24 protein-coding genes and 1 riboswitch are annotated in these 26370 nt (G+C 68.0%); of the genes, 13 read left to right on the top strand and 11 right to left on the bottom strand.

Translation table 11 applies throughout. The annotated features are described in order from the left end of the window. Nucleotides 1-718: 718 nt before the first annotated feature. Nucleotides 719-2620 carry an asparagine synthase (glutamine-hydrolyzing) gene (gene asnB / locus MRBLST15_RS13465; protein ID WP_367786238.1) on the bottom strand — a complete coding sequence of 634 codons (1902 nt, stop codon included), beginning with the start codon at nt 2618-2620 and terminating at the stop codon, nt 719-721. Between the two features lie 345 nt (nt 2621-2965). Between asnB and MRBLST15_RS13460 the strand changes: the two genes are divergently transcribed. Both MRBLST15_RS13460 and MRBLST15_RS13455 read left to right on the top strand, forming a co-directional pair. Beyond that, a complete protein-coding gene (locus MRBLST15_RS13460; RefSeq protein ID WP_236510296.1) occupies nt 2966-3655 on the top strand; it encodes a winged helix-turn-helix domain-containing protein in 690 nt (229 codons plus the stop codon). Beyond that, a complete protein-coding gene (locus MRBLST15_RS13455) occupies nt 3652-4995 on the top strand; it encodes an ATP-binding protein (protein ID WP_312704386.1) in 1344 nt (447 codons plus the stop codon). Before MRBLST15_RS13460 ends, MRBLST15_RS13455 begins: the two co-directional genes overlap by 4 nt. On the opposite strand, the gene MRBLST15_RS13450 is transcribed toward MRBLST15_RS13455, so the two are convergent. Both MRBLST15_RS13450 and MRBLST15_RS13445 read right to left on the bottom strand, forming a co-directional pair. Then, nucleotides 4992-6464 carry a sensor histidine kinase gene (locus MRBLST15_RS13450; protein ID WP_312704387.1) on the bottom strand — a complete coding sequence of 491 codons (1473 nt, stop codon included), beginning with the start codon at nt 6462-6464 and terminating at the stop codon, nt 4992-4994. The two genes, MRBLST15_RS13455 and MRBLST15_RS13450, sit on opposite strands and share 4 nt — an antisense overlap. Beyond that, nucleotides 6461-7180 (bottom strand): response regulator transcription factor, encoded by a 720-nt coding sequence (locus MRBLST15_RS13445; RefSeq protein WP_367786235.1) that lies wholly within the window; start codon nt 7178-7180, stop codon nt 6461-6463. Before MRBLST15_RS13445 ends, MRBLST15_RS13450 begins: the two co-directional genes overlap by 4 nt. 144 nt (nt 7181-7324) lie before the next feature. On the opposite strand from MRBLST15_RS13445, the gene msrB reads away from it, so the two are divergent. From msrB to MRBLST15_RS13425, 4 genes are all read left to right on the top strand, one after another. Beyond that, complete coding sequence (msrB, locus tag MRBLST15_RS13440) at nt 7325-7900, top strand: peptide-methionine (R)-S-oxide reductase MsrB (RefSeq protein ID WP_265954662.1); 576 nt, start codon at nt 7325-7327, stop codon at nt 7898-7900. A 2-nt stretch (nt 7901-7902) separates the two neighbouring features. Further along, entirely contained in the window at nt 7903-9666 is a 1764-nt protein-coding gene (locus MRBLST15_RS13435) for a cytochrome c biogenesis protein DipZ (protein WP_367786233.1), read from the top strand. A 14-nt stretch (nt 9667-9680) separates the two neighbouring features. Beyond that, nucleotides 9681-10418 carry a peptide-methionine (S)-S-oxide reductase MsrA gene (gene msrA / locus MRBLST15_RS13430; protein WP_265954658.1) on the top strand — a complete coding sequence of 246 codons (738 nt, stop codon included), beginning with the start codon at nt 9681-9683 and terminating at the stop codon, nt 10416-10418. A 212-nt stretch (nt 10419-10630) separates the two neighbouring features. Beyond that, a complete protein-coding gene (locus tag MRBLST15_RS13425; protein WP_367786230.1) occupies nt 10631-12073 on the top strand; it encodes a PLP-dependent aminotransferase family protein in 1443 nt (480 codons plus the stop codon). An 82-nt stretch (nt 12074-12155) separates the two neighbouring features. On the opposite strand, the gene bioD is transcribed toward MRBLST15_RS13425, so the two are convergent. After that, nucleotides 12156-12842: a dethiobiotin synthase gene (gene bioD / locus MRBLST15_RS13420; RefSeq protein ID WP_367786228.1), complete on the bottom strand. Its 687-nt coding sequence runs from the start codon at nt 12840-12842 to the stop codon at nt 12156-12158. A 67-nt stretch (nt 12843-12909) separates the two neighbouring features. On the opposite strand from bioD, the gene MRBLST15_RS13415 reads away from it, so the two are divergent. Together MRBLST15_RS13415 and MRBLST15_RS13410 are read left to right on the top strand one after the other, a co-directional pair. Continuing rightward, on the top strand, nt 12910-13392 hold the full coding sequence (locus MRBLST15_RS13415; protein ID WP_265954652.1) for a GAF domain-containing protein: 483 nt from the start codon (nt 12910-12912) through the stop codon (nt 13390-13392). Next, complete coding sequence (locus tag MRBLST15_RS13410; RefSeq protein WP_312704392.1) at nt 13389-13751, top strand: TfoX/Sxy family protein; 363 nt, start codon at nt 13389-13391, stop codon at nt 13749-13751. Before MRBLST15_RS13415 ends, MRBLST15_RS13410 begins: the two co-directional genes overlap by 4 nt. Nucleotides 13752-13835: 84 nt before the next feature. Here the strand turns inward: MRBLST15_RS13410 and MRBLST15_RS13405 are convergent, their stop codons facing one another. Further along, complete coding sequence (locus tag MRBLST15_RS13405; protein WP_265954648.1) at nt 13836-14414, bottom strand: histidine phosphatase family protein; 579 nt, start codon at nt 14412-14414, stop codon at nt 13836-13838. A gap of 176 nt (nt 14415-14590) precedes the next feature. Then, nucleotides 14591-14811: riboswitch (cobalamin riboswitch) on the top strand. A 118-nt stretch (nt 14812-14929) separates the two neighbouring features. Here MRBLST15_RS13405 and btuB point away from each other — a divergent pair. After that, a complete protein-coding gene (gene btuB / locus MRBLST15_RS13400) occupies nt 14930-16771 on the top strand; it encodes a TonB-dependent vitamin B12 receptor (protein ID WP_367786225.1) in 1842 nt (613 codons plus the stop codon). A gap of 120 nt (nt 16772-16891) precedes the next feature. Here btuB and gph read toward each other — a convergent pair whose 3' ends face one another. Beyond that, nucleotides 16892-17560, bottom strand: a complete 669-nt coding sequence (gene gph, locus MRBLST15_RS13395) for a phosphoglycolate phosphatase (RefSeq protein WP_367786491.1) — start codon at nt 17558-17560, stop codon at nt 16892-16894. Nucleotides 17561-17687: 127 nt separating this feature from the next. Further along, nucleotides 17688-18617: a LysR family transcriptional regulator gene (locus MRBLST15_RS13390; RefSeq protein ID WP_367786223.1), complete on the bottom strand. Its 930-nt coding sequence runs from the start codon at nt 18615-18617 to the stop codon at nt 17688-17690. 105 nt (nt 18618-18722) lie between these two features. On the opposite strand from MRBLST15_RS13390, the gene MRBLST15_RS13385 reads away from it, so the two are divergent. Beyond that, nucleotides 18723-19361: an NAD(P)-dependent oxidoreductase gene (locus tag MRBLST15_RS13385; protein ID WP_099821588.1), complete on the top strand. Its 639-nt coding sequence runs from the start codon at nt 18723-18725 to the stop codon at nt 19359-19361. Between the two features lie 164 nt (nt 19362-19525). Then, nucleotides 19526-20437, top strand: a complete 912-nt coding sequence (locus tag MRBLST15_RS13380; RefSeq protein ID WP_367786221.1) for an MBL fold metallo-hydrolase — start codon at nt 19526-19528, stop codon at nt 20435-20437. Nucleotides 20438-20699: 262 nt separating this feature from the next. Here the strand turns inward: MRBLST15_RS13380 and dinB are convergent, their stop codons facing one another. Further along, entirely contained in the window at nt 20700-21770 is a 1071-nt protein-coding gene (dinB, locus tag MRBLST15_RS13375) for a DNA polymerase IV (RefSeq protein ID WP_367786219.1), read from the bottom strand. A gap of 191 nt (nt 21771-21961) precedes the next feature. Here dinB and fabA point away from each other — a divergent pair, with 191 nt between their 5' ends. Continuing rightward, nucleotides 21962-22477 (top strand): 3-hydroxyacyl-[acyl-carrier-protein] dehydratase FabA, encoded by a 516-nt coding sequence (fabA, locus tag MRBLST15_RS13370; protein WP_025878420.1) that lies wholly within the window; start codon nt 21962-21964, stop codon nt 22475-22477. Beyond that, nucleotides 22477-23685 (top strand): beta-ketoacyl-ACP synthase I, encoded by a 1209-nt coding sequence (gene fabB, locus MRBLST15_RS13365; protein WP_025878419.1) that lies wholly within the window; start codon nt 22477-22479, stop codon nt 23683-23685. The genes fabA and fabB overlap by 1 nt, the downstream gene beginning before the upstream one ends. A gap of 98 nt (nt 23686-23783) precedes the next feature. Here the strand turns inward: fabB and MRBLST15_RS13360 are convergent, their stop codons facing one another. Genes MRBLST15_RS13360 through MRBLST15_RS13350 form a run of 3 tightly spaced genes read right to left on the bottom strand, consistent with a single transcriptional unit; the run spans nt 23784 to nt 26232 of the window. Continuing rightward, nucleotides 23784-24467, bottom strand: a complete 684-nt coding sequence (locus MRBLST15_RS13360) for an HAD family hydrolase (protein ID WP_367786216.1) — start codon at nt 24465-24467, stop codon at nt 23784-23786. Beyond that, nucleotides 24464-25165 carry a pseudouridine synthase gene (locus MRBLST15_RS13355; protein WP_032976402.1) on the bottom strand — a complete coding sequence of 234 codons (702 nt, stop codon included), beginning with the start codon at nt 25163-25165 and terminating at the stop codon, nt 24464-24466. Before MRBLST15_RS13355 ends, MRBLST15_RS13360 begins: the two co-directional genes overlap by 4 nt. Continuing rightward, a complete protein-coding gene (locus tag MRBLST15_RS13350) occupies nt 25162-26232 on the bottom strand; it encodes a class I SAM-dependent methyltransferase (protein WP_312704400.1) in 1071 nt (356 codons plus the stop codon). The genes MRBLST15_RS13355 and MRBLST15_RS13350 overlap by 4 nt, the downstream gene beginning before the upstream one ends. Nucleotides 26233-26370: the final 138 nt, after the last annotated feature.

The following is a 26370-nucleotide window of genomic DNA, read 5'->3' as shown; positions in this document are numbered from 1 at the left end:
CCGGACCCGGCAGATCCCTCCCTCTGCCGGGTCTTTTTTTGCCTGGCGTCTGGATTCTGGAGCGCGTCTTCGTCCGGGTATCTCTGCGAGCTGAAGGGCCCCGTCGGGGCAGGTAGGGGTCTGGGCAAATGTCCCCCGGCGCCGGCCGTTGGCCGCCACCTCCTCCTTTACTTTGCCCAGACCCCTGCCTGCCCCGACGAGGCTCGGCTTGCGGCACCCAACACCGCGCTGGCAGCAGCCTTTCAATGAGACGCCGATAGATGTCGAACGCAGGGCGGAGGCTCTTGCGTGCGAAGTAAAGGGGGAGGTGACGGCCAACGGCCGGCACCGGAGGACATTCGCACGCAAGGGCCTCCGCCCTGCGCCAGCAAGATTCGCCGTGCCCTTGAGGATCGCTTCCGGCCAGCGCCCGCGATTGCCATGCCAGTGCTGGTACCCCGCCTGGAACATCAACACGTTCCACAGGTGCATATGCCATTTCCGCTCGCCGCGCAGGTTTGCCCAAACCCCTAGCCGCCCCGACGAGGCTCGGCTTGCGGCACCAGGCGCGCAGATCGCTGCTTCCCTGAGGCCACCGAAGATCTCCCCACGCAGGGCGGAGGCCCTTGCGTGCGAAGTAAAGGGGGAGGTGACGGCCACAGGCCGGCGCCGGAGGACATTCGCACGCAAGGGCCTCCGCCCTGCGCCGCGCAGAATGAGTTCGTCGCGCAAGGAATACTCAGCGCCCGCGGTTGCCGTGCCAGTGCTGGTACCACGCCTGGAACATCAACACGTTCCACAGGTGCGTATGCCATTTGCGCTCGCCGCGCAGGAACGCCTCCCAGATCGCGCGCACGCGCACCGCATCGAAGCAGCCCTGGTTGCGCAGCAGTTGCGGATCGAGCAGCGCTTCCGCCCAGTCACGCAGTGGGCCAGCCAGCCAGCGCGCCATCGGCGGGCCGAAACCGCGCTTGGGACGATAGACCAGCGGCGCGGGCAGGTAGCGCGACAGCAGATGCTTGAGGATCCGCTTGTGCTCACCGTCGTGGTACTTCAGGTGCTGAGGCAAGCGCCAGGCCAGGCGCACCACCTCCATGTCCAACAGCGGCGAGCGTGTTTCCACGCCGGCCGCCATGCCGGCGCGGTCGACCTTGGCAAGGATGCCTTCGGCCAGATCCATACGGAAATCCAGCAGCTGGATGCGCGCCTCTGCCGGCAGTGCGGTGTCCTGCTGCTGGAAGATCGTCGCTGGCTCGCGTGCGCCCAGTACCACCTGGGTCGGCTGCCGCCAGCGGGTGACGCGCTGCAGGTAATGCCCTTCCACATCGTTGGCGGCCACCTCGGCCACCAATGCGCGCCAACCGCCAAGCCGCCCGCGCTCGACGTTCAAGTGGCTGCTGCCACGCCGCGCAAGGTCACGTACCCAGTCCGGCAGGCCACCGCACAGGCGCGCATTGCGCAACGCGCGGCCATAGCTGGGATGGCCGAAGAACAGTTCGTCGCCACCGTCGCCGGTCAGCGCCACTGGCTTGCGCGCGCCGAGCAGCTCGCTGGCCAGCAGAGTGGGCAGCTGCGAGGCATCGGCGAACGGTTCGCACCAGACCTGCGGCAAGCGCTGCAGCAGATCCAGGCCCTGCCGGCTGTCCATCCGGTGCAGGTGGTGGTGCACGCCCAGGTGACGGGCGACCTGCGAGGCCCAGTCGCTCTCGTCGTGACCGGGGTCATCGAACCCCACTGTCCATGCTTCGACCGGCAACGCCGATTGCGCCTGCATCATCGCCACCACCAGCGACGAATCGGTACCACCGGACAGGAACGCGCCGCAGGCTACGGGTGAATGCATGCGCGCGGCGATCGCCTGCTGCAGCACCACCTCCAACTGGTCGGTGGCCTGCTCCAGGCTGGGCGCCGGCTGCAAAGGATGCTGCAGCGCTGATTGCATCGCATCGCGCGCGCACCAGTAGCGATGGCCTCCCTGCGTCGCCTGCGTTGATCCGCCGGCGGCATGGTCGTTGAGGTCCACGCGCAGCATCGCCCCGGCCACCAGCTTGTGGATGCCGCGATAGATGGTATGCGGAGCGGGTACATAGTCATGGCGCAGCAGCAGGCTCAATGCATCCTGGTCGATGCTGGGAGCGAATCCGGCGAAGGCCTGCATCGCCTTCAACTCCGAAGCGAACAGGAACTGGCCCTGGTACCACCCGTAGTACAACGGCCGTTCGCCGACCGGGTCGCGCGCCAGCCAGAGTTCACGCGCGTGGCGGTCCCATACGCTGAATGCAAACGCCCCTTCGATGCGCGACAGCGCACGCTGCACGCCCCACTCGACGATAGCCTGCAGCAGCAGGCGCGCATCGGTGCAGCTGCGCGGCAGATCGCGCAGCTGCGACTGCAGCGCCGCCCTGTTGTAGATGCGGCCATCCAGGCACAGCACGTAGCGCCCACAGCTGGAACTGAGCGGCTGCAACGGCATGTCGGTCGGGGCGCGGCAATGACCGAGGGCCAGTCCTGCGTCGGCATCGGTCCAGTAGCCGATGCGACCGCGGCCGCGCTGCTGCAGCGCCCGCAGCATCGGCGCCAGCTGCTGCAGCAGCTGCTCGTCGTCGGCAGGCGGCAGCCAGGCCCCGACCACGCCGCTCATCGCTGGCCTCCATGGCAATGGCAATCAAGGGAAAGCACGGGGCAGGAGGCGGACGGCATGAGGGCGGCACGCGGATGGGGAGAGCTGCCATGCTCGGCCCCACCGAGCGCCACGTCAGTCGTAGCGCTGTCAGCGACCGTCACCGCAGGCGCGCCTTGCGTAACGTTTTGTAACAACGCGATTGCTACGCTGCAGCCAAGTCATTGCCCGGCCTGAGGCCCGGCCTGTGCGCCAGCAACCCCGGCTGAATGGCGCCCGCCCCCGGGACCCGGGCGGCCCGACAGCTGGGATAGCATCGCCGCGCTCGTGCCACGGCGGTACGGAAGCGCCCCGGAGGCCTTGTAAATGCTGGATATCGTACTGGTTGAAGACGACGCTCGGCTGGGCACGATGGTCAGCGACTACCTGCAGCGCCACGGTTACCAGGTCGCCCATGAGCGCTGTGGCCAGCGCGCGATCGCCCGGATCCTCAGCGAAAAACCGGCGCTGGTCCTGCTCGATATCGGGCTTCCGGGCCAGGATGGTTTCGAAGTGTGTCGGCAGATCCGGCCCCACTATGACGGGATCATCTGCGTGCTGAGCGCCCGCACCGACAACATCGACCAGGTGCTGGGACTGGAACTGGGCGCCGACGACTACATCGGCAAGCCGATCGAACCGCGGGTGCTGCTGGCCCGGTTGCGCGCACACCTGCGTCGCCACCGACGGGTCGAGCCACGCGATGGAGCGCTGCGCTTCGGTGAACTGAGCATCGATCCGTCCACCCGCAACGTGCACCTGCAGGGCCGCCTGCTGGAGCTGACCACCGCCGAATTCGACCTGCTGTTCCTGCTGGCCGGCAACGCGGGCCAGATCCTCGACCGCGATGCCCTGTTGCGCGGCCTGCGCGGCATCGCCTTCGATGGCCTGGACCGCTCCATCGATGCGCGCATCTCGCGCCTGCGGCGCAAGCTGGGCGACAACCCGGAACAGCCCGAGCGGATCAAGACCGTGCGCGGCCGTGGCTACCTGTTCAGCCGATCGGCATGGGGATGAAGCACCCATCTTCGGCCATGCGTGGCCACGCCTTCCACTTCCTGCGCTACGGCATCGGCTTCCTGGTCGCCCACCTGCTGCTGATCGTGCTCGGGTTGTGGGCCTGGGATGCGCTGCTGGAAGACCGCACCGAGGCCAGCCTGCAGGCGGAAATGCGCGGCCCGCACGCGATGCTGCAGCATCGATTCGCCGAAACCCCCGCCACGCAGTGGTCCGCCCTGGCGCGCCAGCTGGACAGCGATTTCGCCTATCCGCTGCAGCTGATGCCATTGGCCGACGCGGCCGCGATACTGCCGGCGAAACAGCGCCAGGGACTGTACAACGGTCACGTGCAGATCGAGCTGGACAGCATGCGCAGCCTGCAGCGCATCGGCAACAGCAGCAGTGCGCTGATCCTGGGACCATTGGACCAGGCCCTGCCCGAGGAAGGCTGGCAGGACAGCGAGGCCTCCGGCGTGGCCATCATCCTGCTGATCCTGATGGTGGCGGTGGCCTTGCCGATGTACGTGATGGTCTACCGCCTGTGGCGCGATGTCTCGCAGCTGGCGCAGACCGCGCGACGGATGCGCGATGGCCAGCTCGACAGCCGTGCGCCGCGTGCCGGTACCGCGCTGGTGCGACCGCTGGCCAAGGCGTTCAACCACATGGCCGAACAGCTGCAGTTGCTGCTGGAAAGCCAGCGCGTGCTGGCCCAGGCCGTGGCACACGAAGTACGCACACCGCTGGCACGGATGCGTTTCGGCCTTGCGGACCTGGAAGACACAGGACTGGACGACGGCCAGCGTGATGCGCTGTCGGGGCTTCGCATCGACATCGACCGGCTGCAGCACCTGACCGATGCGGGTGTCGAGTACGCCGCACTCGGCCGCTGCCATCAGCTCACCCGCCAGCGCCTGCAGCTGGCCGCGCTGGTGCGCGGGGTGGTCGACCAGTTCGCCCCACTGACGATACCGGTGCAGCTGGACCTGTCACCGGCAGGGCTGGTCAACGTCAACCGGCACATGCTGGAACTGGCACTGCGCAACCTGCTGGGCAACGCGCTGCGCTATGCGCGCCGGCAGATCCGCATTGTCAGCACGCTCAACGACGGATGGCTGTGCCTGCAGGTGGAGGACGACGGCCCCGGCATCGCCGTCGAACTGCGCAGCCAGGTGCTGCAGCCCTACGTGCGGCTGGATCTGGCCAGTCCGGGTTTCGGGCTGGGGCTCGCGCTGGTGCAGGTGGTGGCGGACAAGCATCGCGGCCACGTGGAAGTGGCCGATTCGGCGCTCGGTGGCGCCTGCATCCGGCTGCTGCTGCCGATGGAAAGCGGTGTCGCGCCACCGGCAGAAGACGTCTAGTTCGTCTCCGCATCCGCGCGTGGCAAGGCGAACACGAACAGCGCGCCCTGTTCGCTTTCGCGCAGCTCGATACGACGACCATGCAACTGCACGATGCGCTGCACGATCAGCAGGCCGAGCCCGCCGTTTTCGCCACGCTGCGCGCCTAGTGCGGCCGGTGCCTGGAACAGTTGCCCACGCAGCGTCGGCGGCACGCCAGGGCCATCGTCCTGCACGGCGACCTGCACACTGTCGGGCAGCGCCGACAGCTGCACCTGCACGCGGCCACCGTCCGGCGCATGCCGCAGCGCGTTGTCGAGCAGGTTGGTCAGCACGCGCTCCACAAGACCGAGATCGGCGCGTACCAGCGGCAGACCCGGCGGGAACTCAGCATGCAGGCGCTGCCCGCGTGCCTGCGCGGCCAATTCGAATTTCTGCAGCACGTCCTGCAGCAGCTCCGGCAGCGCGAACACCTCCCACTCCAGCCGCACTTCACCGTGCTCCAGCCGCGCCAGTTCGAACAGTGCCCGGGCAAGACGACCGACCTTGGCGCTCTGCGCCAGCGCGATACCAAGATAGCGACGACGCTCCTGCGGCGACAGCGTGGCTTCTTTCAACGCCAGCGTTTCCAGGTAACCGTGCAGCGAGGACAACGGTGTGCGCAGGTCATGCGAGATGTTGGCCACCAGTTCGCGGCGCTGCAGGTCCTGTTGTCGCAGCTGCTGCCACTGTTCGCCCAGCCGTTGGGCCATCTGTGCATGGGCATGTTCGAGGATCTTCAGTTCATCGCGCTCACCCGCACGCAGCGGTACCGGTGCCGGCAGCGGCGTCGGTGCGTCGATGTCGAAGGCCTGTATGCGCCGGGTGACCTGGCGCAGCGGCCGGGTCACCCAGTAGAAGGCCACCAGGCCGGCAAGCAGGCCCAGCCCGCCTATCAGCAGCACCGACCACAGCGTCGTGTGCCATTGGCTGCCGGCGGCCAGGTCATCGGCCAGCATCTGCCGGTGTTCGCCCACCAGCACCACATACACGTAGCCGGCCTGGCGCCCCTGCACCACCAGCGGCGCGACACTGAACACCTTGCGGCCATCGGTGCTGCGCGGATCGTCACCGAGGATCGGCAGCGGCGCGCCGGACAGCAGGCGCCGCAGCGGTGCCACGTCCACCTGGTTGCGCATCAGGTGGCCGCTGGGCGCATCGTGGCCGAGGATGCGGCCCTGGTCGTCCAGCAGGTACACCTCGACACTGGGGTTGACCGCCATCAGCTGGCCGAACAAGGCGCGCACCGCCGCATCGCGCATGCCGCTGGTGTCCATCAGCTCACTGCGCTGGGCGATGTGCTCGGCCAAGCCCAGCGACAGCCGCTGCACCACTTCCTGCTCATGGCGGGTATTGGTGCGCATCTGCCAGGCCAGCAGCGCCATGCAGCACGTCAGCATCAGCGCCGACATCACCAGTGCCAGTTTCTGCCACAGGTTCGGCTTGATCATGCTGCCGCCCCGGCCGGGTCGACCAGCTTGTAGCCGCGCCCCCATACCGTCAGCAGACGCCGCGGGTTGCCCGGGTCGGTCTCGATCTTGCTGCGCAGGCGGTTGATGTGGGTGTTGACCGTGTGCTCGTAACCATCGTGCTGGTAGCCCCAGACCTGGTTGAGCAGTTCCATCCGCGCAAAGACCTGGTCCGGGTGGCGGGCGAAGAACAGCAGCAGTTCGAACTCACGCGGTGTCAGTTCCAGTGCATTGCCATCGACGGCGGCGGTGCGCGCGACCGGGTCCAGGCGCAGCCCACCAAGTTCGATCGCCCCAGCATCGATGCGCGCGTTCTGTGCCATGGCTTCGGCACGGCGCAGCAGTGCACGCACGCGTGCTACCAGTTCCGGCATCGAGAAGGGCTTGGCCAGGTAGTCATCCGCGCCCAGTTCCAGGCCGACGATGCGCTGGGTTTCACTGCCACGCGCGCTGATGATGATGATCGGCACATAGCGCGCCATCGCGCGTGCACGCTGGCAGACCTGCAGGCCATCCACGCCCGGCAGCATCACGTCCAGTACCAGTGCATCCCACGGGCCTTCCTGTTCGATCAGGTGCAGGCCAGCGTCACCGCTGGCGGCGTGTGCGACTTCATAGCCCTCATCACCCAGGTGCATGCGCAGCAGGTCGGCGATATGGGCATCGTCTTCAACGATCAGGACACGTTTGGCGGACATCGGCAGGGTCAGGCCAGTGGGGAGGCTGCCCGCATTGTGGCGCGGGACCGGCGTGGATACCTCACGAAAAATTGAATCCTGCGTGAGGATTCGTTGACCGGCGGGGGCGCAGCATGGCCCCGTCGCCCCTTCCAGGAGTCCGCCATGTCCCTCACCCGCCGCCATCTGCTGGGCCTGGGCGGTGCTGTCACCGCCGCCGGCCTGCTGGGCCTGGGCGCGTGCAGCCGCGCAGCCCCCGCCGCTGCCGAGGCACGGCCTTCGCGACAGTTCGAAGTAGCCCGCAGCGATGCCGAGTGGCGTCGGCTGCTGAGCCCGGCGCAGTACGCCGTGCTGCGCCAGCAGGCCACCGAGCGCCCCTGGAGCAGCCCGCTGAACAAGGAACACCGACAGGGCACGTTCGCCTGCGCCGGCTGCGCGCTGCCGCTGTTCTCGTCGTCCACCAAGTTCGAGAGCCACACCGGCTGGCCCAGCTTCTGGGCGCCGCTGCACAACGCCATCGGCGAAGACCGTGACACCACCTTCGGCATGTTGCGCGTGGAGGCACATTGCCGTCGTTGTGGCGGCCATCTCGGCCACGTGTTCAACGATGGCCCGCGCCCGACCGGACTGCGCTACTGCATGAACGGCGCCGCGATGGTGTTCATGGCCGGTTCTGCGCAGCAGGACGCCACTGACGGCTGGCGCGTGCCGGTTGGTTCTTCCCCTGTTTCTGGAGCCTGATGATGCTGCTGTTGCTGCTTGCCTATCTGGGGGGCGTGCTGACCCTGCTCAGCCCGTGCATCCTGCCGGTGCTGCCGTTCGTGTTCGCACGCGCCGATCGTCCCTTCCTGCGCAGCACCCTGCCACTGCTGGTGGGCATGGCGCTGACCTTCACCGTGGTCGCCAGCCTGGCGGCGGTCGGCAGCCAGTGGGTGGCGCAGGCCAACCAGATCGGCCGCTGGGTGGCACTGGTGCTGATGGCCGTGTTCGCCATCGCGCTGCTGTGGCCGACTCTGGCCGACCATCTGCTGGCGCCGTTCCAGCGCATCGGTGCGCGCCTGAGCGCGCGTGCCGACGCTGCAGATGCGGCCGGCCGTGGCGGCGCCTGGACCTCTCTGTTGATCGGCATCGCCACCGGCCTGCTGTGGGCGCCCTGCGCCGGTCCGATTCTCGGCTTGGTGCTGACCGGCGCCGCCCTGAACGGTGCCAGCGTCGGCACCAGTTCGCTGCTGCTGGCCTACGCGCTGGGCGCAGTCACCGCGCTGGCACTGGCCGTGTGGGTGGGTGGCCGCGTGTTCCGTGCCCTGCAGGCCCGCCTTGGCCTGGGCAATGTGGTGCGCCGGGTACTGGGCGTGGCCGCGCTGCTGGCGGTGGTGGCGATCGGCCTGGGCTGGGACACCGGCCTGCTGACCCGCCTGTCCGCGGTCAGTACCGCACGCATCGAACAGGGCCTGCTGGATGCCGTGCCCGACGCACAACCAGCAGCACCGCCGATGATGATGATGGCGGCCGGGCAGGCAGGCGCGCCGCTGCCAGTGGAAGGCACACTGCCTTCGCTGAGCGGCGCCACCGGCTGGCTCAACAGCCCACCGCTGAGTGCGGAGCAGCTGCGCGGCAAGGTGGTGCTGATCGATTTCTGGACCTACTCCTGCATCAACTGCCTGCGCGCGATGCCATTCGTGCACGAGTGGGCGCAGCGCTACCGCGACCATGGCCTGGTGGTGGTTGGCGTGCATACGCCGGAGTTCGCGTTCGAGCGCGACCCGCGCAACGTGATGAAGGCCGTGCAGCAGCTGAAGGTTGAGTACCCGGTCGCGCTCGACAACCAGTATTCGATCTGGCGCGCGTTCAACAACCGCTACTGGCCGGCGCACTACTTCATCGACGCGCAGGGCAACATCCGCGGCCATCAGTTCGGCGAAGGCAACTACGCGCACTCCGAACAGGTGATCCGCCGTCTGCTGGTGGAAGCCGGGCAGACCGACCTGCCACCGCCTGCAGACCCCGCTGCGGCCGACCTGCAGGGCGTAGCCACGCAGGCCGACATGGGCAACCTGCGCTCGCCGGAAACCTACCTGGGCCACGCACGTGCCGAGCAGTTCGCCTCGCCGGGCGGGCAGCACGCCGACACAGCATTCGGCTACACGCTGCCGTCCACCCTGGCGCTGAACCAATGGGGCCTGTCCGGGCAGTGGCGGGTCAACGATGAAGCGGCACAGCTGCGGCAGGCCGGCGGCCGCATCGCCTTCCAGTTCCATGCCCGCGACCTGCATCTGGTGCTGGCACCGGGCGAGGACGGAGCGCCGGTGCGCTTCCGCGTGCTGCTCGATGGCAAGCCACTGCCAGCGGCTGATGCCGGTGCGGACGTGGCCGCCGATGGCACCGGCACCGTCAACGAACACCGTCTGTACCAGCTGATCCGCCAGCGCGGCACGATCGGTCCGCATCGTTTCGAGATCGAATTCCTTGACGCAGGCGTGCAGGCCTACGCCTTCACCTTCGGTTGAACCGGGAGCACATGATGAAACTCTCCTTCGAACAGGGCATTGCCGCCGGCGTCGCCGGCCTGGTTGCCACCGCGCTGATCGCGGGTGTGCTGCTGGTGGACCACGGCGCGGTGGCCGCAGCAGCCGAGCCCACGGCGCAGGTGCAGGCGTTGCCTGCGCCCAGCGGCGATGCGGCGTTCGGCGATGACGCCAGCCATGCCAGCGTGGTCTTCGCCGGCGGGTGTTTCTGGGGCGTGCAGGGCGTGTTCCAGCACGTCAAAGGCGTGAGCAACGCGGTGTCCGGTTACATCGGAGGCAGTGCCACCGATGCCCGCTATGAGCGCGTCAGCGGTGGCCGCACGGGCCACGCCGAAGCGGTGAAGGTGGACTACGACCCGCGCCAGGTCAGCTATGGGCAGCTGATGCAGGTGTTCTTCTCGGTGGTGCACGACCCGACCCAGCTCAACCGCCAGGGACCCGATCACGGCAGCCAGTACCGCTCGGCGATCTTCGTCGATGACACGCGCCAGCTGGCAGCAAGCCGCGCCTACATCGGCCAGCTCGGCCAGGCCGGCAGCTACCGCGCGCCGATCGTTACCCAGGTGGGCAGTGGACAGCGCTTCTACCCCGCCGAGAGCTACCACCAGAACTACATGAGCAACTACCCGCAGGCCGCGTACATCCGCTATTACGACGCGCCCAAGCTGGCCGCGCTGGGCAAGCAGTTCCCCGCGTTGTACCGGCGCGATCCGGCGCTGGTACCGATGCGGTGACCCCCTCTTCTGTAGAGCCGGGCCCATGCTCGGCTGCTGTTGGCGGAAGAGCAGCCGAGCATGGGCTCGGCTCTACACACAACAGAAAAAGACGCACGGCCACAGGGCCGTGCGCTTGGAAAGTATCGACCGGGCCCCGATCAGGCCCGGCCGACAACGACATGCTAGGCTCGTCGGCATCATGGGTACAGAACCAGATGCGGGTCGAGTCGATGGATACAGAAGACACCACCACGATGATCCCACCCCGCTACCAGCGGCTGTCGGACGAGCTGGCTGAAGCCATCCACGGCGGGCGCCTGCCGGTCGGCAGCCGGTTGCCGTCGCTGCGGCAGATGGCTTCGCAGCGCCAGCTCAGCCTGAACACCGTGATTGCGGCCTATCGCCAGCTGGAAGACGCCGGACTGGTCATTCCACGGCCGAAGGCCGGATTCGAAGTCGCGCCGCGACTGTCGGCGCCGCAGCGATCGCTGCGCGATGCACCGTCAGCACCCACTGCGCCGTTGCAACAGGTGCTGATGGCTCGCGTGCTGGAAGCACAGCGCCGCCCCGGCGTGGTCGACCTGGCCTTTGCCGGCCCGCGCGGACGACAGTTCTACCCGGGCGCGCAGCTGGCCCGGCACACCGCGCAGGTTCTGCGCCATGGTCAGCAGACCGTGGAAACCTACGCCCGTCCCAACGGTTCGCAGCGCCTGCTGGCGCAGATCGTGCGGCGTGGGCCCCGGCTGGGCCTGCATACCCATGCCGAGCGCCTGCTGCTGACCCATGGCGCGATGGAGGCACTGCAGCTGGCCCTGCGCGCGGTCACCCAGGCCGGTGATGCCGTCGGCATCGAGGCGCCCTCGTACTTCAACCTGTACCCCCTGCTGACCACGCTCGGCCTGCAACCGATCGAACTACCCACCCATCCGCAGCGCGGCCTGGACGTGGATGCGCTGGACGCACTGCTGGAGCACACACCGCTGGCGGCGCTGGTGGTGATGCCGACCGTACACAACCCTCTGGGCTGTACGATGCCGATCGCCGACAAGCAACGCTTGGCCGAGCTGGTCAACGCACGCCAGCTGCCGCTGATCGAAGATGCGGTGTATGCCGAACTGCAGTTCTGCGAGCCGCCGGCCCCCTTGCTGAAGGCGTTCGACCGCGATGGCTGGGTGATGGTGGTCGGTGGCTTTTCGAAGACGCTGGCACCGGACTACCGGATCGGCTGGCTCGATGGCGGACGCTTCGCCGAGCGCATCGCGCTGCTCAAGTTCCAGTCCACCGGCGGAGAACCGCAGCTGCTCGGTGATGCGGTGGCCGCCTACCTGGAAGCAGGCAGTTACGAGCACCACCTGCATCGCATGCGCCGCCTTTACCGCGAACAGGTCGGTCGCCTGCGGCAGCTGGTGGCCGAGCATTTCCCCGCCGGCACCTGCGCGACCGAGCCGCAGGGAGGGTTCCTGCTGTGGTTGGAGTTGCCGGGCGTGGACACCCGTGAACTGTTCGAGCGCGCACTGGCAGAGGACATCGTGTTCATGCCGGGCCAGGTGTACTCGCGTGGCGCGCGGTACCGGCATTGCCTGCGGCTGTCGTGCTGCCAGACCCTGGACGCGCGCTTCATCGATGCAGTGGAACGATTGGGTGCGATCGCGCGGGAGCTGGTGGCGCACTGATGGATCGGTAGCGCCGGGCCATGCCCGGCGGCTTCTCTGCCTGCCTCGCTGAGCGCTCGCCGGGCATGGCCCGGCGCTACCCTCACGCGTCGTGCAGGTGTGTGCTCAACGCTTCGCCATCGGCGCCCGGCAGATGCGGCAGCCGTCCCCAGCAGGGTATCGGCAGGCGCTGCTGCAGGATCGCGAAATTCTCATCCTGGCGCTGCATCGACGGATCGATGTGGTTGCCGATCCAGCCCACGCAGTCCACGCCGCTGGCCTGCAGCGATTGCGCGGTCAACCGCGCGTGGTTGACGCAGCCCAGGCGCAGGCCGACCACCAGCACCACCGGCAGCCGCAGCGCACGCACCAGGTCAAGCTGGTCCAGCTGCGCCGACAGCGGCGCCAGCCAGCCGCCCACGCCTTCGACCACCACCACGTCGGCCTGCGCGCGCAGGCGTTCGAAGGCCGCCATGATCGGGGCCAGTTCGATGCGCACGCCATCTTCTGCCGCCGCCAGCTCCGGCGCCAGCGGCTGGCGCAATGCGTAGGGGTTCAGATCGGCATAGTCCGGCACCGGCAGGCTGGCGGCCTGCAGTGCCAGCGCGTCTTCGTTGCGCAGCCCCTGCCCCGGATCGTGGCTGCCGCTGGCCACTGGCTTCATGCCCACCGCGCGCAGGCCGCGCCGGCGCAGCGCGTGCAGCAGCGCGGTACTGGCGGCGGTCTTGCCGATCTCGGTATCGGTGCCGGTGACGAACAGGGCCGTCGGCAATGTGGCAGGCAGGGACATCACAGGCTCCAGCAGGGCAACAGAGCCCGCATTATCGCTGGCCCGGCACGCTTGCTAGACTGCGGGCATGTTCGCCAACGCCTCGCTCACCGGCAGCAAGCCGGAACAATACGCCCAGCTGCTGGAACAGGCCCGTGGCCTAGTCTACGGCGAGTCCGACCGCATCGCCAATGCGGCCAACCTCGCTGCGCTGGTCTACCACGCCCTGCCCGACCTGAACTGGGTGGGCTTCTACCTGTACGACGGCAAGGAACTGGTGGTCGGTCCGTTCCAGGGCCTGCCGGCCTGCGTGCGCATTCCGCTGGACAAGGGCGTGTGCGGTGCGGCAGCCAGCCAGCGCGTGACCCAGCGCATCGAAGACGTGGAAGCCTTCCCCGGCCACATCGCCTGCGACGCCGCATCGCGCTCGGAGCTGGTGGTGCCATTGGTCCGGGGTGAGGAGCTGATCGGCGTGTTCGACATCGACAGCCCGGTCGTCGGCCGCTTCGATGCTGAGGACCAGGCCGGTCTGGAAGCCATCGCCCGCGTGTTCGTCGGGGCGTTGGCGTGAGCGCGGTCAAGCTGCGCAACATCGGCCCGAAGAGTGCGGCGTGGCTGCGCCAGGTGGGGCTGCGCAGCCGCGAGGACCTGATCGCGATCGGTGCCGTGGGCGCCTTCGTCAAGGTCAAGCGCGCTGGCTTCAAGCCCAGCCTCAACCTGCTGTATTCGCTGGAAGGTGCGCTGCTGGACTGCCATTGGCAGGAACTGAGCGAACCGCAGCGCACCGCGCTGGTGCAGGACTACGAAGCACGTATCGCCGTGCATCCGCTGAAGGCGGCAGGTCCGGCATCGGGCCCGGTGCACGAGCAGCGCTTCGACAGCGATGATGATGCCGAAGACAGCGTTGCCGAGAGCGCGGACGAGGATTGATCGGTAGCGCTGGGCCATGCCCGGCGAGCGCGTAGCGCGGGCGATGTGGAATCCGCCGGGCATGGCCCGGCGCTACCGACTTCGTCAGGGCTGCTGCAGCTCCAGCAGCTCGCCCACCAGACCCGTTTCACCGCGCTCGACCCACACGCGCAGGCGTGTTCCGTGGTCGATGCGCAGCGCCCAGCACAGCGACATCGGCAGGCCACACACCTGCGACAGCACCATGCGCAGTGGACCGCCGTGGCTGACCACGACCGTCGGCGCCGGGTCGTCGTCATCCAGCAGTCGATCCAGCGCGCGTGCGATGCGCCGTTCGAAGTGGCCCCAGCTCTCGCCATGCGGCGGCGGAAACGCATGCGGATCCGCGTGGAAGGCGGCCAACGCGTCTTCCGGCAGGTCGAACAGCGATTGGCCATCCCAATCGCCAAAATCCAGTTCTTCCCACTCCTCGTCCGCCTCCACGTCCAGCGCGCGCGGCGTGGCCAGTGCCATCGCCGTATGCAGCGAGCGCAGGCGCGGCGAACTGATCACCCGTTCCCACGACTGCCCGGCATAGGCATCGACCAGCTCCTGCGGAAGGCGGGCCAGCTGCGGCGGATCGCTGCGGCCATCGAGGAACTCATCACGACCGTTGCCGGCATGGCGGACCAGGTCGAGGATCATGCGCGTGCCCAGTCAGGGCGGCGCGGAAACAGCGGAGAACAGACGGACATCGGCAACGGCACCACGATAATTCGAGCTGCATTCTAGGCGCTGGCGCAGGTCTGCTGCACCGTGCAGGCGCATCCGCGCCTGATCAGCCGCGCGGGTTCGGCGCTACGGGCCGGCTGCGATGCCGTAGACTGCGCGCACTTCCAGGTGACCTGCGGCCCTGCCGGCAGGTTGAAACGGGAAGCCGGTGACGCGTGACAACACGCCATGCCGGCGCTGCCCCCGCAACGGTAAGCACGTCAGTTCCAGGCAACCCGCCACTGTGCCGCAGGCATGGGAAGGCGCCTGGACGGTGGCCTCGGGCCACCCGGCGGCGAGCCCGGAGACCGGCCCGGAAGCCTCAGGTCGCGATGCGGTGGGCATGGCGCTGGATGTCTGTGGCGGTGGCCACGGCATCGGCGCGTGCCTGCCTGTTGTGACTCCTCCCCTTCGCTGCGCGGGCGTGCGCGGCACCTGGAGTCCTCCCGATGAAACTGCAGTCCCGAATGCTGTCCCTGGCCGTGTTGGCCGCTCTTCCTGCGCTGGCCCTGGCCGAAGATGGCGCCGCCGACCTCGACCAGGTGCTGGTCACCGCCACCCGTACGCCGATCGCCCTGCAGGACAGCATTGCGCCTGCGCAGGTGATCGACCGTGCGCAGATCGAATCCAGCCAGGCCACCTCGCTGCAGGAACTGCTGCAGGGCCGCGCCGGCATCAACCTGACCAATGCCGGCGGCCTGGGCAAGCAGAGCTCGCTGTTCCTGCGTGGCACCAACTCCTCGCACACCGTGGTGCTGGTTGATGGCGTGCGCATCAACAGCGCCGACCTCGGCCTGGCGATGTACCAGGATCTGCCGCTGGCGCAGATCGAGCGCGTGGAAATCGTGCGCGGCCCGCAGTCCAGCCTGTACGGTGCCGACGCCATCGGTGGCGTGATCCAGATCTTCACCCGCCGCAACCAAGGCGACTTCGCTCCGCATTTCCAGCTGGGGGGCGGCAGCAATGGCCTGCGTGAAGCCAGTGGCGGCATCGGCGGTGGCACCGAACGCGGCTGGTTCGGCGCCGACATCGCCTACCAGCATTCGGACGGCATCGATGCCTGCCGCGGCTCGGCCACGCTGTTTGCCGGCTGCTTCGCCGATGAACCCGACCGCGACGGCTACCGCAACCTGTCCAAGAGCCTGCGCGGTGGCTACAACCTGAGCGACCAGTGGACCGTGGAAGGCAGCGCCTTGCGCGCCGACGGCAAGAACCACTACGACGGCTACTACAACTACTCCGAGACCCGCCAGCAGGTACTGGCCGGCAAGGTGCGCTACACCCCGTCCGAGCAGCTGACGCTGACCGCCAATGTCGGCCGCAGCGACAACGAGTCCGACAACTTCGGCGATTTCGGTGCACGCGGCAGCGCACAGACGCACCGCGACAGCGCCTCGCTGCAGGCCGACATCGGTGTGGCCGAAGGCCAGCTGCTCAGCGCCGGCGTGGACTGGAGCGAAGACAACCTGGACGGCAGCAGCGCCGGCTACCTGGTCGACAGCCGCCGCAATACCGGCGTGTTCCTGCAGTACCAGGCGCGCTTCGGCCGTCACCAGCTGCAGGCCAGCGCGCGTAACGACGACAACCAGCAGTTCGGCAACCACGCCACCGGCAGCCTCGGCTGGGCGATGGAGCTGGGCCATGGCCTGCGCGTCAACGCCAGCTACGGCACCGCGTTCAAGGCGCCGACCTTCAGCGACCTGTACGACCCGTGGAGCGGCGTGCCGACGCTGGACCCGGAGAAGTCCAAGAGTGCCAACCTCGGCATCTCGCAGCAGGGCCAGGGCTGGCGCTGGGGCCTGGACGTGTACGAGACCCGCATCGATGACCTGATCACCTATGACGCGGCCACCTTCCGCATGCAGCAGGTCGAAAAGGCACGGATCCGCGGTGCGGAACTGACCGGCGGCGCTACCGTAGCCGGCTTCGACATCAACGCGCAGCTGAGCTTCACCGATCCGCGCAACCGCACCAGCGGCAGCGCCCAGTTCGACAACTGGCTGGCACGCCGTGCGCAGCAGACCGCGCGTCTGGACATCGACCGCCGCTTCGGCGGCTTCCGCACTGGCCTGACCGTGCAGGGCGCGGGCAAGCGCTACGACGATGCCGCCAATGCGGTGAAGGTCGGCGGCTACGGCACGCTGGATCTGCGCGCCGAATACGCGCTGACCCCGGCATGGTCGGTGCTGGCGCGGGTGACCAATGTGTTCGACCGCGAGTACGAGACCGTGGCGTGGTTCAACCAGCCCGGCCGCGAGTACCAGCTGAGCGTGCGCTACCAGCCGAAGTGAAAAGAGGCGCCGGGCATTGCCCGGCGCCCTCTGATGCCGTCGACGCATGGCGTCGATCTACTTGTGGAGCCGAGCCCATGCTCGGCCCAGGCATCGAAACAGCCGAGCGCAGGCTCGGCTCTACACCGGAATGCCTGCAGCCAGCCCCGGCAGTTCGCGCAGGTCGTCGATCACTGCGACAGCGTGCGCGTTGTCCAGGTCCAGTCCGCGCGGATAGCCGTAACGCACCAGCGCGATCGGCATGCCGGCGTCTTCGGCAGCGCGGTAATCGGTAAGCGAATCGCCCACCATCAGGCACGCATCGACGGGCAGTTCGAAGTGCGCGGCGATATGCCGCAACGGCTCACCGCTAGGCTTGCGCTGCGGCAGCGAATCACCGCCCAGCACCAGCGCGAAGGCCTCGGCGATGCCCAGGTGCTGCAGCAACGGCGGCACCAGCGCGGCCGGCTTGTTGGTGCAGATCGCCAGCGGTACGTTCAACGCGCGCAGTTGCGCCAGCGCTTCGACCACGCCATCGAACAGCTTCGGGCTGCGCAGCAGGCATTCGCGGTAGTGGACCATGAAGGTCGGCATCACCGCTGCCAGATCGATCTCGCGCCCCGCAGCCTGCACCGCCTGTTCGACCAGCCGGCGCACGCCGTCGCCGATCCAGCCCAGCACGGTGGCTTCGGGTACGTGTGCCAGGCCGATGTCTTGCAACGTGCGGTTCAGTGCTTCGGCGATATCGGCGGCGCTGTCGACCAGCGTGCCATCGAGGTCGAACACGACCAGCGGATAGGGATACGACAAGGGACGGCTCACTCGTGCAACGTGGGGCCGTCCATTGTACGCCCGCGCCTTCAGCCGACCCGGCGTGCGCGGGTGGCCTGGCGGTCCCAGGCAGCACCGTTGTGGTCGATCAACGCCTGTCCATGGTTCATGTGTTCTCCTTGCCCGAAGGGCGCCAGTCCAGATCCTGGAAGGCCGGGCTCGCGAAGCATTCGGCGAGGAAGTCCAGGAATCGCCGCATGATAGCGGGCTGCTGTCGACGCGACGCGTACACCGCATGGATGCCGAGCTCGTCCAGGCTGTACTCGGGCAGCAGTTCGATCAGTTCGCCACTGCGCAGCAACGGTGCGACCTGGTAGGTCGGCAACATGGCGATGCCGGCATTGGCGCGCACGGCCTCCAGCAGCAGCGAGGCTTCATTGGCACTGATGTTGCCGCCCACCGCAACCGACAGCGAGCGCCCTTCGCGATGCAGCTGCCATAGGCTTTTGCCGACGTAGTGATGGGTCAGGCAGTTGTGCGCGGCGAGATGCTCGGGTGCAGTCGGCGTGCCACGTGCCTGCAGATAGGCCGGCGTCGCGCACAGCACCGAACGGCATATCGCCAAGCGACGTGCGATCAGGCTGGGATCGATCTGCCGTGCGATGCGCACCGCCAGGTCGACGCGCTCCTCCACCAGGTTGACCGTGCGGTCGACCAGCAGCAGTTCGATGCGGGCGGCCGCATGGCGCTGCACGAAGGCGGCCACTGCGCGCGCCAGATGGCTCTGCCCGAACGACACGCTGGCAGTGATGCGCAGCGTTCCGTGTGGCTCTGGATCGTCGCTGGCCAACTCGCCCTGCAGTTCCTCACCAATCGCCAGCATCTGCCGGAAACGCGCCAACGCGGCTTCACCGGCCCCGGTCAGGCTGACCCGCCGCGTGGTCCGGTGCAGCAGCCGCGCGCCCAGCCAGCCCTCCACCTCGGCGAGGTAGCGGCTGACCATCGCCCGCGACATGTCCAGCACCTCGGCGGCGGCGGTCAGGCTGCCACGCTCGGCAACTTCGACGAACACGGTCATGGCGGTCAATCGGTCCATATGCTCGATCCATGCAACAAACAAGCGCGTTATACGCTGTTTTTCGAGCGACTGCAGCGGCCTACAGTGGCCCCATTCCCCCGCCCTACCCCACGGAGTCCTGCCATGAAGATCGCCCTCGTCGGTGCCACCGGCAATATCGGTCGCCAGATCGCCCGCCACGCGCTGGCCAACGGCCACCAACTGACCGTCATCGTGCGCAGCGCGCAGGACCTGCCGGCCGAGCTGGCTGGCGCCCATCCGGTCATCGCCTCGCTGGACGACCAGGATGCCCTGGTCGCCGCCATTGCCGGCCACGATGTGCTGGCCAGCGCCTACGGCCCGCGCCCGGGCGACGACATCGGCCGCGTCGGCGAGGTTGCCGCACAGCTGGCCGACGCCGCCCGCAAGGCCAACGTGCCGCGCCTGGTGGTGGTCGGCGGCGCCGGCAGCCTGGAAGTCGCCCCCGGCGTGCAGCTGGTCGACACCCCCACCTTCCCGGAGGCCTACAAGCCCTACGCGCTGGCCCACCGTGAAGCCTTCAACCGCCTGCAGGCAGTGGATGACCTGGACTGGACCTTCTTCTCGCCGGCGGCCGAAATCGGCCCGGGTGAAGAGCGTGGGCAGTATCGCGTGCAGCCCAAGGCCTTCCTCGCCGATGCCAGCGGCCACAGCCGTATCAGCTACGCCGACTACGGCGCCGCGTTCGTCGCCGAACTGGAAGCGCGCAAGTACCCGAAGCAGATCATCACGGCCGCATATTGATCGACACGCTTGTTCTGTAGAGCCGAAGGCAACGGCAGGAGCCGTTGCCAACGTCGCTTGCGACGGCCCGCAGGGGGCCGGGCGAGGACGCCCGGCATAGCCCACGCTCGGCTCTACGCAAACATGCAGCCGAGCATGGCTCGGCTCTACACGAGGAATTCCCCATGCGTACCGCTGCCCTGCTGTTCCCCCTCGCGCTGGCTGCCAGCTTCGCCAGCACCCCGCTGCTGGCCGCACCGGCCGCGCCTGCGCCTGCCAGCGCCGCGAAATCGCAACTGCGCCTGCAGACCTTCCATCCCGGCCCGCAGGCGATGTTCTCGGTGTCCTCGGTGCTGATCGAAGGGCGCAACGACGCGATCCTGGTCAACGCGCAGTTCGCTGCCGGCGATGCGCGCCGGCTGGTCGAGCAGATCCGCGCCAGCGGCAAGCAGCTGACCACCATCTACATCAGCCATGGCGATCCGGACTATTACTTCGGCCTGGCCACCGTGCAGGACGCGTTTCCGCAGGCGCGCATCGTCGCCACCGCGCAGACCGTGGCGCATATCCGTGAATCCCAGGCCGGAAAGCTGGCGTACTGGGGGCCGAAGATGGGCGCCGACGTTCCGGCACGCATCGTGGTGCCTGCGGTACTGGAAGGTGATGCGCTGCAGCTGGAAGGCCAGCGCCTGCCGTTGATCGGCCTGGATGGACCGACGCCGGACCGCAGCGTGCTGTGGGTGCCGTCGCTGCGCGCGATCGTCGGTGGCATTCCGGTGGTGGCCGGCGAGCATGTGTGGATGGCCGATACGCAGACGCCGCAGTCGCATGCCGATTGGCTGCGCACGCTGCAGCAGCTGCAGGCGTTGAAGCCGAAGGTGGTGGTGCCCGGTCATTACGCGGAGGGTGCGGCACTGGATGCCAGTGCGCTGCGCTTCACGGCGGAGTACATCCGCGCCTTCGATGTTGAATCAGCCAAGGCCAAGGACAGCGCTGCGTTGGTGAAGGCGATGCAGGCGCGCTATCCGAAGCTGGCAGGTGTGGAGTCGCTGGAGTTGAGTGCGAAGGTGGCCAAGGGCGAGATGCAGTGGCCGTAAGGTAGGGGTTTTCTTTTGCAGGGCTGCGCCCTGCACCTGCCGAATCGACGGCAACGGCAACGGCAAAAGCGGGCATTCCGTGGGTTGGCGGGGTGGGTCCGGTTGCGGGGGACGCCGTAAACCCATCCATGGGGGCTTGGCCGCGGCATCCATGCCGCGGACACCCCCGCAACCGGACCCACCCCGCCTTCGAGAGTTGGCCGCGATCTGTTGGAACCTGCTGCTGATGGTGGGTGCCGACCGTTGGTCGGCACGGCAATGATCAGTGCTCGAACAATTCGCCCTGCACCACCGGCTCCTTTTCGCGGAAACCGCCGAGGCCGACGCCGACCAAGCGGTAACGGGTGTCGGCGGGCAGGTCGACGCGGGCGCGCAGTGACAGCGCGATGTCGCGCAGTTCGGCCATCGATTCCGGCGGGCGTTCCGGGGTGAAGCTGCGGGTAAGGAGGCGGAACTGCGCGGTCTTCAGCTTCAATACCACGGTGTGGCCGATGCGTTCGGTCTTGCGCGTGGCATGCCAGGTCTTCCCGGCCAGCTGCACGATCGCTTCAGCCAGGTCTTCCAGCAGCAGGTCCTCGGCGAAGGTGTCTTCGGAAGAGATCGACTGCACCTGCTGATCCGGTTCCACCGGCCGCTCGTCGACACCGCGTGCGCGGTTGTACAGGCTGCGACCGAAGCTGCCGAAGGCTTCTTCCAGGTCCGGCAGCGTCCACTGCCGCAGGTCGCCGCAGGTGACGATGCCGCGCGCTGCCAGCTTGCCTTCCATCACCTTGCCGACACCGGGCACGCGGTTCACCGGCAGTGGCAGCAGGAATGCGTCCACCCGCTGCGGCGGAATCACGAACTGGCCGTCAGGCTTGCGCCAGTCCGAGGCGATCTTGGCCAGGAACTTGTTCGGCGCGATCCCGGCGGAAGCAGTCAGGTGGGTTTCCTCGCGGATCTGCGCGCGGATGGTGCGGGCGATGTCGGTGGCCAGCACGATGTCACTCTTCGGCACCGTGACATCCAGATAGGCCTCATCCAGAGACAACGGCTCGACCAGGTCGGTATGGCGCAGGAAGATCTCGCGCACGTGGCGCGACACCGCCTTGTAACGTGCGAAGTCCGGCGGCACGAAGATCGCGTCCGGGCACAGGCGCTCGGCGCGCAGGGCCGGCATCGCCGAACGCACGCCGAACACGCGCGCCTCGTACGAGGCGGCGCACACCACTGAACGCGCGCCGCGCCATGCCACAACCACCGGCTTGCCGCGCAGTGACGGATCGTCGCGCTGCTCCACCGACGCGTAGAAGGCGTCCATGTCAACGTGGATGATCTTGCGCAGTGCGTTCATGGTTGGCCCACATGATACCTGCACCGTACCCGTCCAGACGCCGAAGTATGGTCGTTGTGCATCAACGGGATGCGTGGTTTCAGCTGAAAACACTACGCACGCGTACGGAGACGCGGTTTGATATCCGCCTGATCCGTCGTGCATCCTCGGGAACTCGTTGCCTTGTTTTCGCTTCCAGGATTGCGCTTTCCATGACTCGTCTCCACGCGTTCAACCGCGACCAGCTGCTGGCCAGCGCACGCGGTGAACTGTTCGGCGCTGCCGCCGGCCGGTTGCCCAACGACCCGATGCTGATGTTCGACCGCATCACCGAAATCCGCGAGGACGGCGGACCGCATGGCAAGGGCATGGTACGCGCCGAACTGGATATCCGTCCGGACCTGTGGTTCTTCGGCTGCCACTTCATCGGCGACCCGGTGATGCCCGGCTGCCTGGGCCTGGATGCGATGTGGCAGCTGACCGGCTTCTTCCTCACCTGGCTGGGTGCCCCCGGCAAGGGCCGCGCCCTGGGCTGCGGTGAAGTGAAGTTTACCGGCCAGGTGCTGCCAGACGCGAAGCTGGTGCGCTACGAGATCGACATCAGCCGCGTCATCAACCGCAAGCTGGTGATGGCCCAGTCCGACGCGCGCATGTACGTGGACGACCGCGAGATCTACAACGCCCGCGACCTGCGCGTGGGCCTGTTCACTGAAACCGGGAGCTTCTGATGCGTCGCGTCGTCATCACCGGCATGGGCATCACGTCCTGCCTCGGCAATGATCTGGATACCGTTTCGGCCGCGCTGCGCGAAAGCCGCGCCGGCATCACCGCGCTGGCCGACCACGCCGAAGCCGGCCTGCGCAGCCAGGTCGGCGGTCGCGTCGACCTCGACCTGGACGCGCTGATCGACCGCAAGCAGAAGCGCTTCATGAGCGATGCCGCCGCCTTCGCCTACCTGGCGATGGCCGATGCCATCACCGATGCGGGCCTGACCCCGGAACAGGTCAGTGGCCTGCGCACCGGCCTGATCGCCGGTTCCGGCGGTGGCTCCAGCGAATGGCAGGTGGGTGCGGTGGATCTGCTGCGCAGCCGCGGCGTGCGCAAGGTCGGCCCGTACATGGTGCCACGCACGATGTGCTCGACGGTGTCGGCGTGCCTGGCCACCGCGTTCCAGATCAAGGGCGTCAGCTACTCGCTGTCGGCCGCCTGCGCGACCTCGGCGCACTGCATCGGTGCGGCTGCCGACCTCATCCGCCACGGCGCGCAGGACATCATGTTCGCCGGTGGCGGTGAAGATCTGCACTGGTCGATGAGCGTGATGTTCGATGCGATGGGCGCACTGTCCACCAGCTTCAACGACACCCCCGCCAGCGCCTCGCGCCCGTATGACAAGGACCGCGATGGCTTCGTCATCGCCGGTGGCGGCGGCATGCTGGTGCTGGAGGATTACGACCACGCGGTGGCACGTGGCGCACACATCCATGCCGAGCTGATCGGCTATGGCGTGACCTCCGATGGTGCCGACATGGTCGCGCCGTCCGGTGAGGGCGCCGTGCGCTGCATGAAGATGGCGCTGCAGAACGTTGACCGTCCGCTGGACTACCTCAACACCCACGGCACCTCGACCCCGCTGGGCGATGTGACCGAGCTGGGTGCGATCCGCGAGGTGTTCGGCGATGCGATTCCGCCGCTGTCCTCGACCAAGGCGCTGTCGGGCCATTCGCTGGGCGCTGCCAGCGTGCATGAAGCGATTTACTGCCTGCTGATGATGCGGGATGGCTTCGTGGCCGGTTCGGCCAACATCGGTGAGCTGGACCCGAGGGTGGAAGGCTTCCCGATCCTGCGCGAAAGCCGCGAGCAGAAGCTGGACACGGTGATGTCCAACAGCTTCGGTTTCGGTGGCACCAACGCGGCGCTGGTGTTCGGCAGGGTGTGATCGAAAGGCGTGCCAACCAAGGTTGGCACCCACCAGAGCGGTTGCCATGGATGTAGAGCCGAGCCCATGCTCGGCTCAGTGCCAACCAAGGTTGGCAGCTACCTCGGCAACAGCGGCAGCAGCAGTGCGTGCGCGTCCACCAGCGAGCCGACGATGCGGTGGCCCAACGCACGCAGTTCTTCATCGGGATGCACCAGGTCCGGCACCTGGATCACGGTCATGCCCGCAGCCAGTGCGGCACGCGTGCCGGCTGGGGAATCCTCCAGCGCCAGGCAGCGTTCCGGTGCCTTGCCCAGCCGCTGCGCGGCCAGCAGGTAGATGTCCGGTGCCGGCTTGGCCCGCGCCACGTCGCCACCGGCAACCACCGCATCGAAGTACGGCAGCAGCCCGGTCGCGGCCAGCTTGCGGTTGGCCCGCGGTTGCCGGGTCGAGGTCGCCACCGCACGCGGCACCGCGTGCGACGTCAACAACTCAAGCAGTTCCAGGATGCCCGGGCGCAGCGGCAACCCTGTCTGCGTGCGTTCCTCGTACAGATCATGGCAGCGCGCGGCCATCGCCTCGATCATGCTGTCTTCGATGCCCTGCTGGCGCAGCAGCGCCTGGCTGTCGTGGTCGCCAAGGCCGACCATGCGCACGAAGAAGCTGGCATCCAAGGGCAGGCCGAACTCCTCCGCCGCCTCGCTCCAACATGCAAGCGACACACGCTCGCTGTCGATCATCAGGCCGTCCATGTCGAAGATGACGGCGTCGGGCAGGAACGGCAGCGCAGCGATGGAGGTCATGGAGCGAACAGCGTATCCAGGTCGGTGGAGGTCAGCAGCCGCCATTGCCCTTCGGCCAGTCCCTGCAGGTCCAGGCCACCGACACGGCTGCGATGCAGGGCCTGCACGTGGTTGCCTGCGGCAGCGAACATGCGGCGTACCTGATGGTAGCGGCCTTCGTGCAGCACCAGGCGCGCCTTGCGCGGCCCAAGCACCTGCAGTTCAGCCGGCAGCAGGGGCGTCTTCTCCGCTTCCAGCATCAGCGTGCCGCTGGCAAACAGCGCCACCTCGTCACCGCGCAGGTCTTCGGCCAGCTCCACTTCGTAGACCTTGGGCAGCTTCGACTTCGGCGAAATGATCCGGTGCAGCAGGTTGCCGTCGTCGGTCAGCAGCAACAGGCCACTGGTCTCGCGATCCAGGCGGCCGACGGTGGACAGCACCGGGTCGCGGTCGCGGAAGCGCGGCGGCAGCAGGTCGTAGATCAGGCGGCCCTTGTCCTTGGTCGAGCAGGTGTAGCCGGCCGGCTTGTACATCGCCAGCGACAGGCCCACCGGCGGGTCCAGCGGCTCACCGTCGACGCGCACCGCTTCATGCGGCACCTGGTCGTCGGCATACAGCACCTCGCCGTCGGCGTCGGTGACGCGGCCTTCGCGGAACATCCACTGCACCTGCTTGCGGCTGCCGTAGCCAAGGTTGGCGATGTGCTTGACCAGCTTCACCGGAGCTTCCCCTTGCCCTTCACTGCCTCGACCAGCTTGAAGCCATCGCGCTCGGCAACCACGCGGACCGCGCCGAAGCTCTCGTTGAGCGTGTACTCGTAGGGCAGGTGGCGGTTGGCTACCACATACAGGCGCCCACCCGGGCGCAGTGCCTGCGCGGCCACGGCGATGAAGCGCTGGCCAATGTCCGGGCGATCCGCACGCGAGGGCGTGTGGAACGGCGGGTTGCTGATGATGACGTCGTAGTCCGGCTCGATGCCAGCGGTGACATCGCGCCACAGGAAGCGCAGCGGCACCGGGCGCGGTGGCGGCGCCAGATTGAGTTCGGCCAGGTCCAGCGCGCGCTTCTCGGCCTCGTACAGGTCCAGCGCGGTGATCTTCGGGCAGCGCTCCAGCAGCTCGCGCGACAGGTAGCCGTAACCGGCACCGAGGTCGGCCGCACGCCCGGCCAGGTCGGCCGGCAGATGTTCGGCCAGCAGCGCCGATGCCGGATCGATGCGGTCCCAGGCGAACACGCCCGGACGGCTGAGGAAGCGGCCGCCGACGATCGGCCGCACCGCGTCCAGGCTGCCCCAGCGCTTGGCCACGTCCGCGTCATGCTGGCCCTGCAGCGGTGCGGTCCAGAACACGCGGCAGTGGTTCTTGGTCAGGCTGCCGCCCAGGCCGGCCAACTGCTTGAGGTCGCCTTCGCCGGAGCGGGCGCCTTCGTTGTTGTGCTGGCAGGCCACGATGCGGCCACCGTCGGCGACCAGCGCCAGGGCGCGGGCGAACAACGCGCGGGCTTCCTCGCGCTGGCGCGGCGGCAGCACCAGCACCAGCGGGTAACGGCCGCGGCCGGCAACATCATCCAGCTGGCCGCTGACGGTCCAGCCAGCGGCCTGCTGCAGCGGCTGCGCGAATGGAGCGAAGCTCTGCTCGCAGTCGACCTGGCGGCCGCCGGCCTGCTCGCGCAGGGGCCAGCCATCACGGGCGCGCAGGAAGGCCACCGGCCCCTCCGGCCAGCGCAGGGCGCCGCTGGAGAACGGCAGGAACAGGGTCTGCAGGGGGGCGTCGTCGCTGGATGCCATCGGCGCGGGTACTGGAAGCGTGAGGGCCGTCCATTGTACCGGCTTGTCCGGCCGGGCCCCGAACCCCGCTTTGCGAAACTTCAACGTTGCCTTGATGCCGCAGCAACATGCCAGCGCTCAGGGTAGAAGCTCCCCCGC

It is taken from the genome of Stenotrophomonas sp. LST15-1-1.1, assembly GCF_040815575.1.
GTDB classification, from domain to species: domain Bacteria; phylum Pseudomonadota; class Gammaproteobacteria; order Xanthomonadales; family Xanthomonadaceae; genus Stenotrophomonas; species Stenotrophomonas lactitubi_B.
This window is presented reverse-complemented; position numbering and strand designations above follow the sequence as displayed.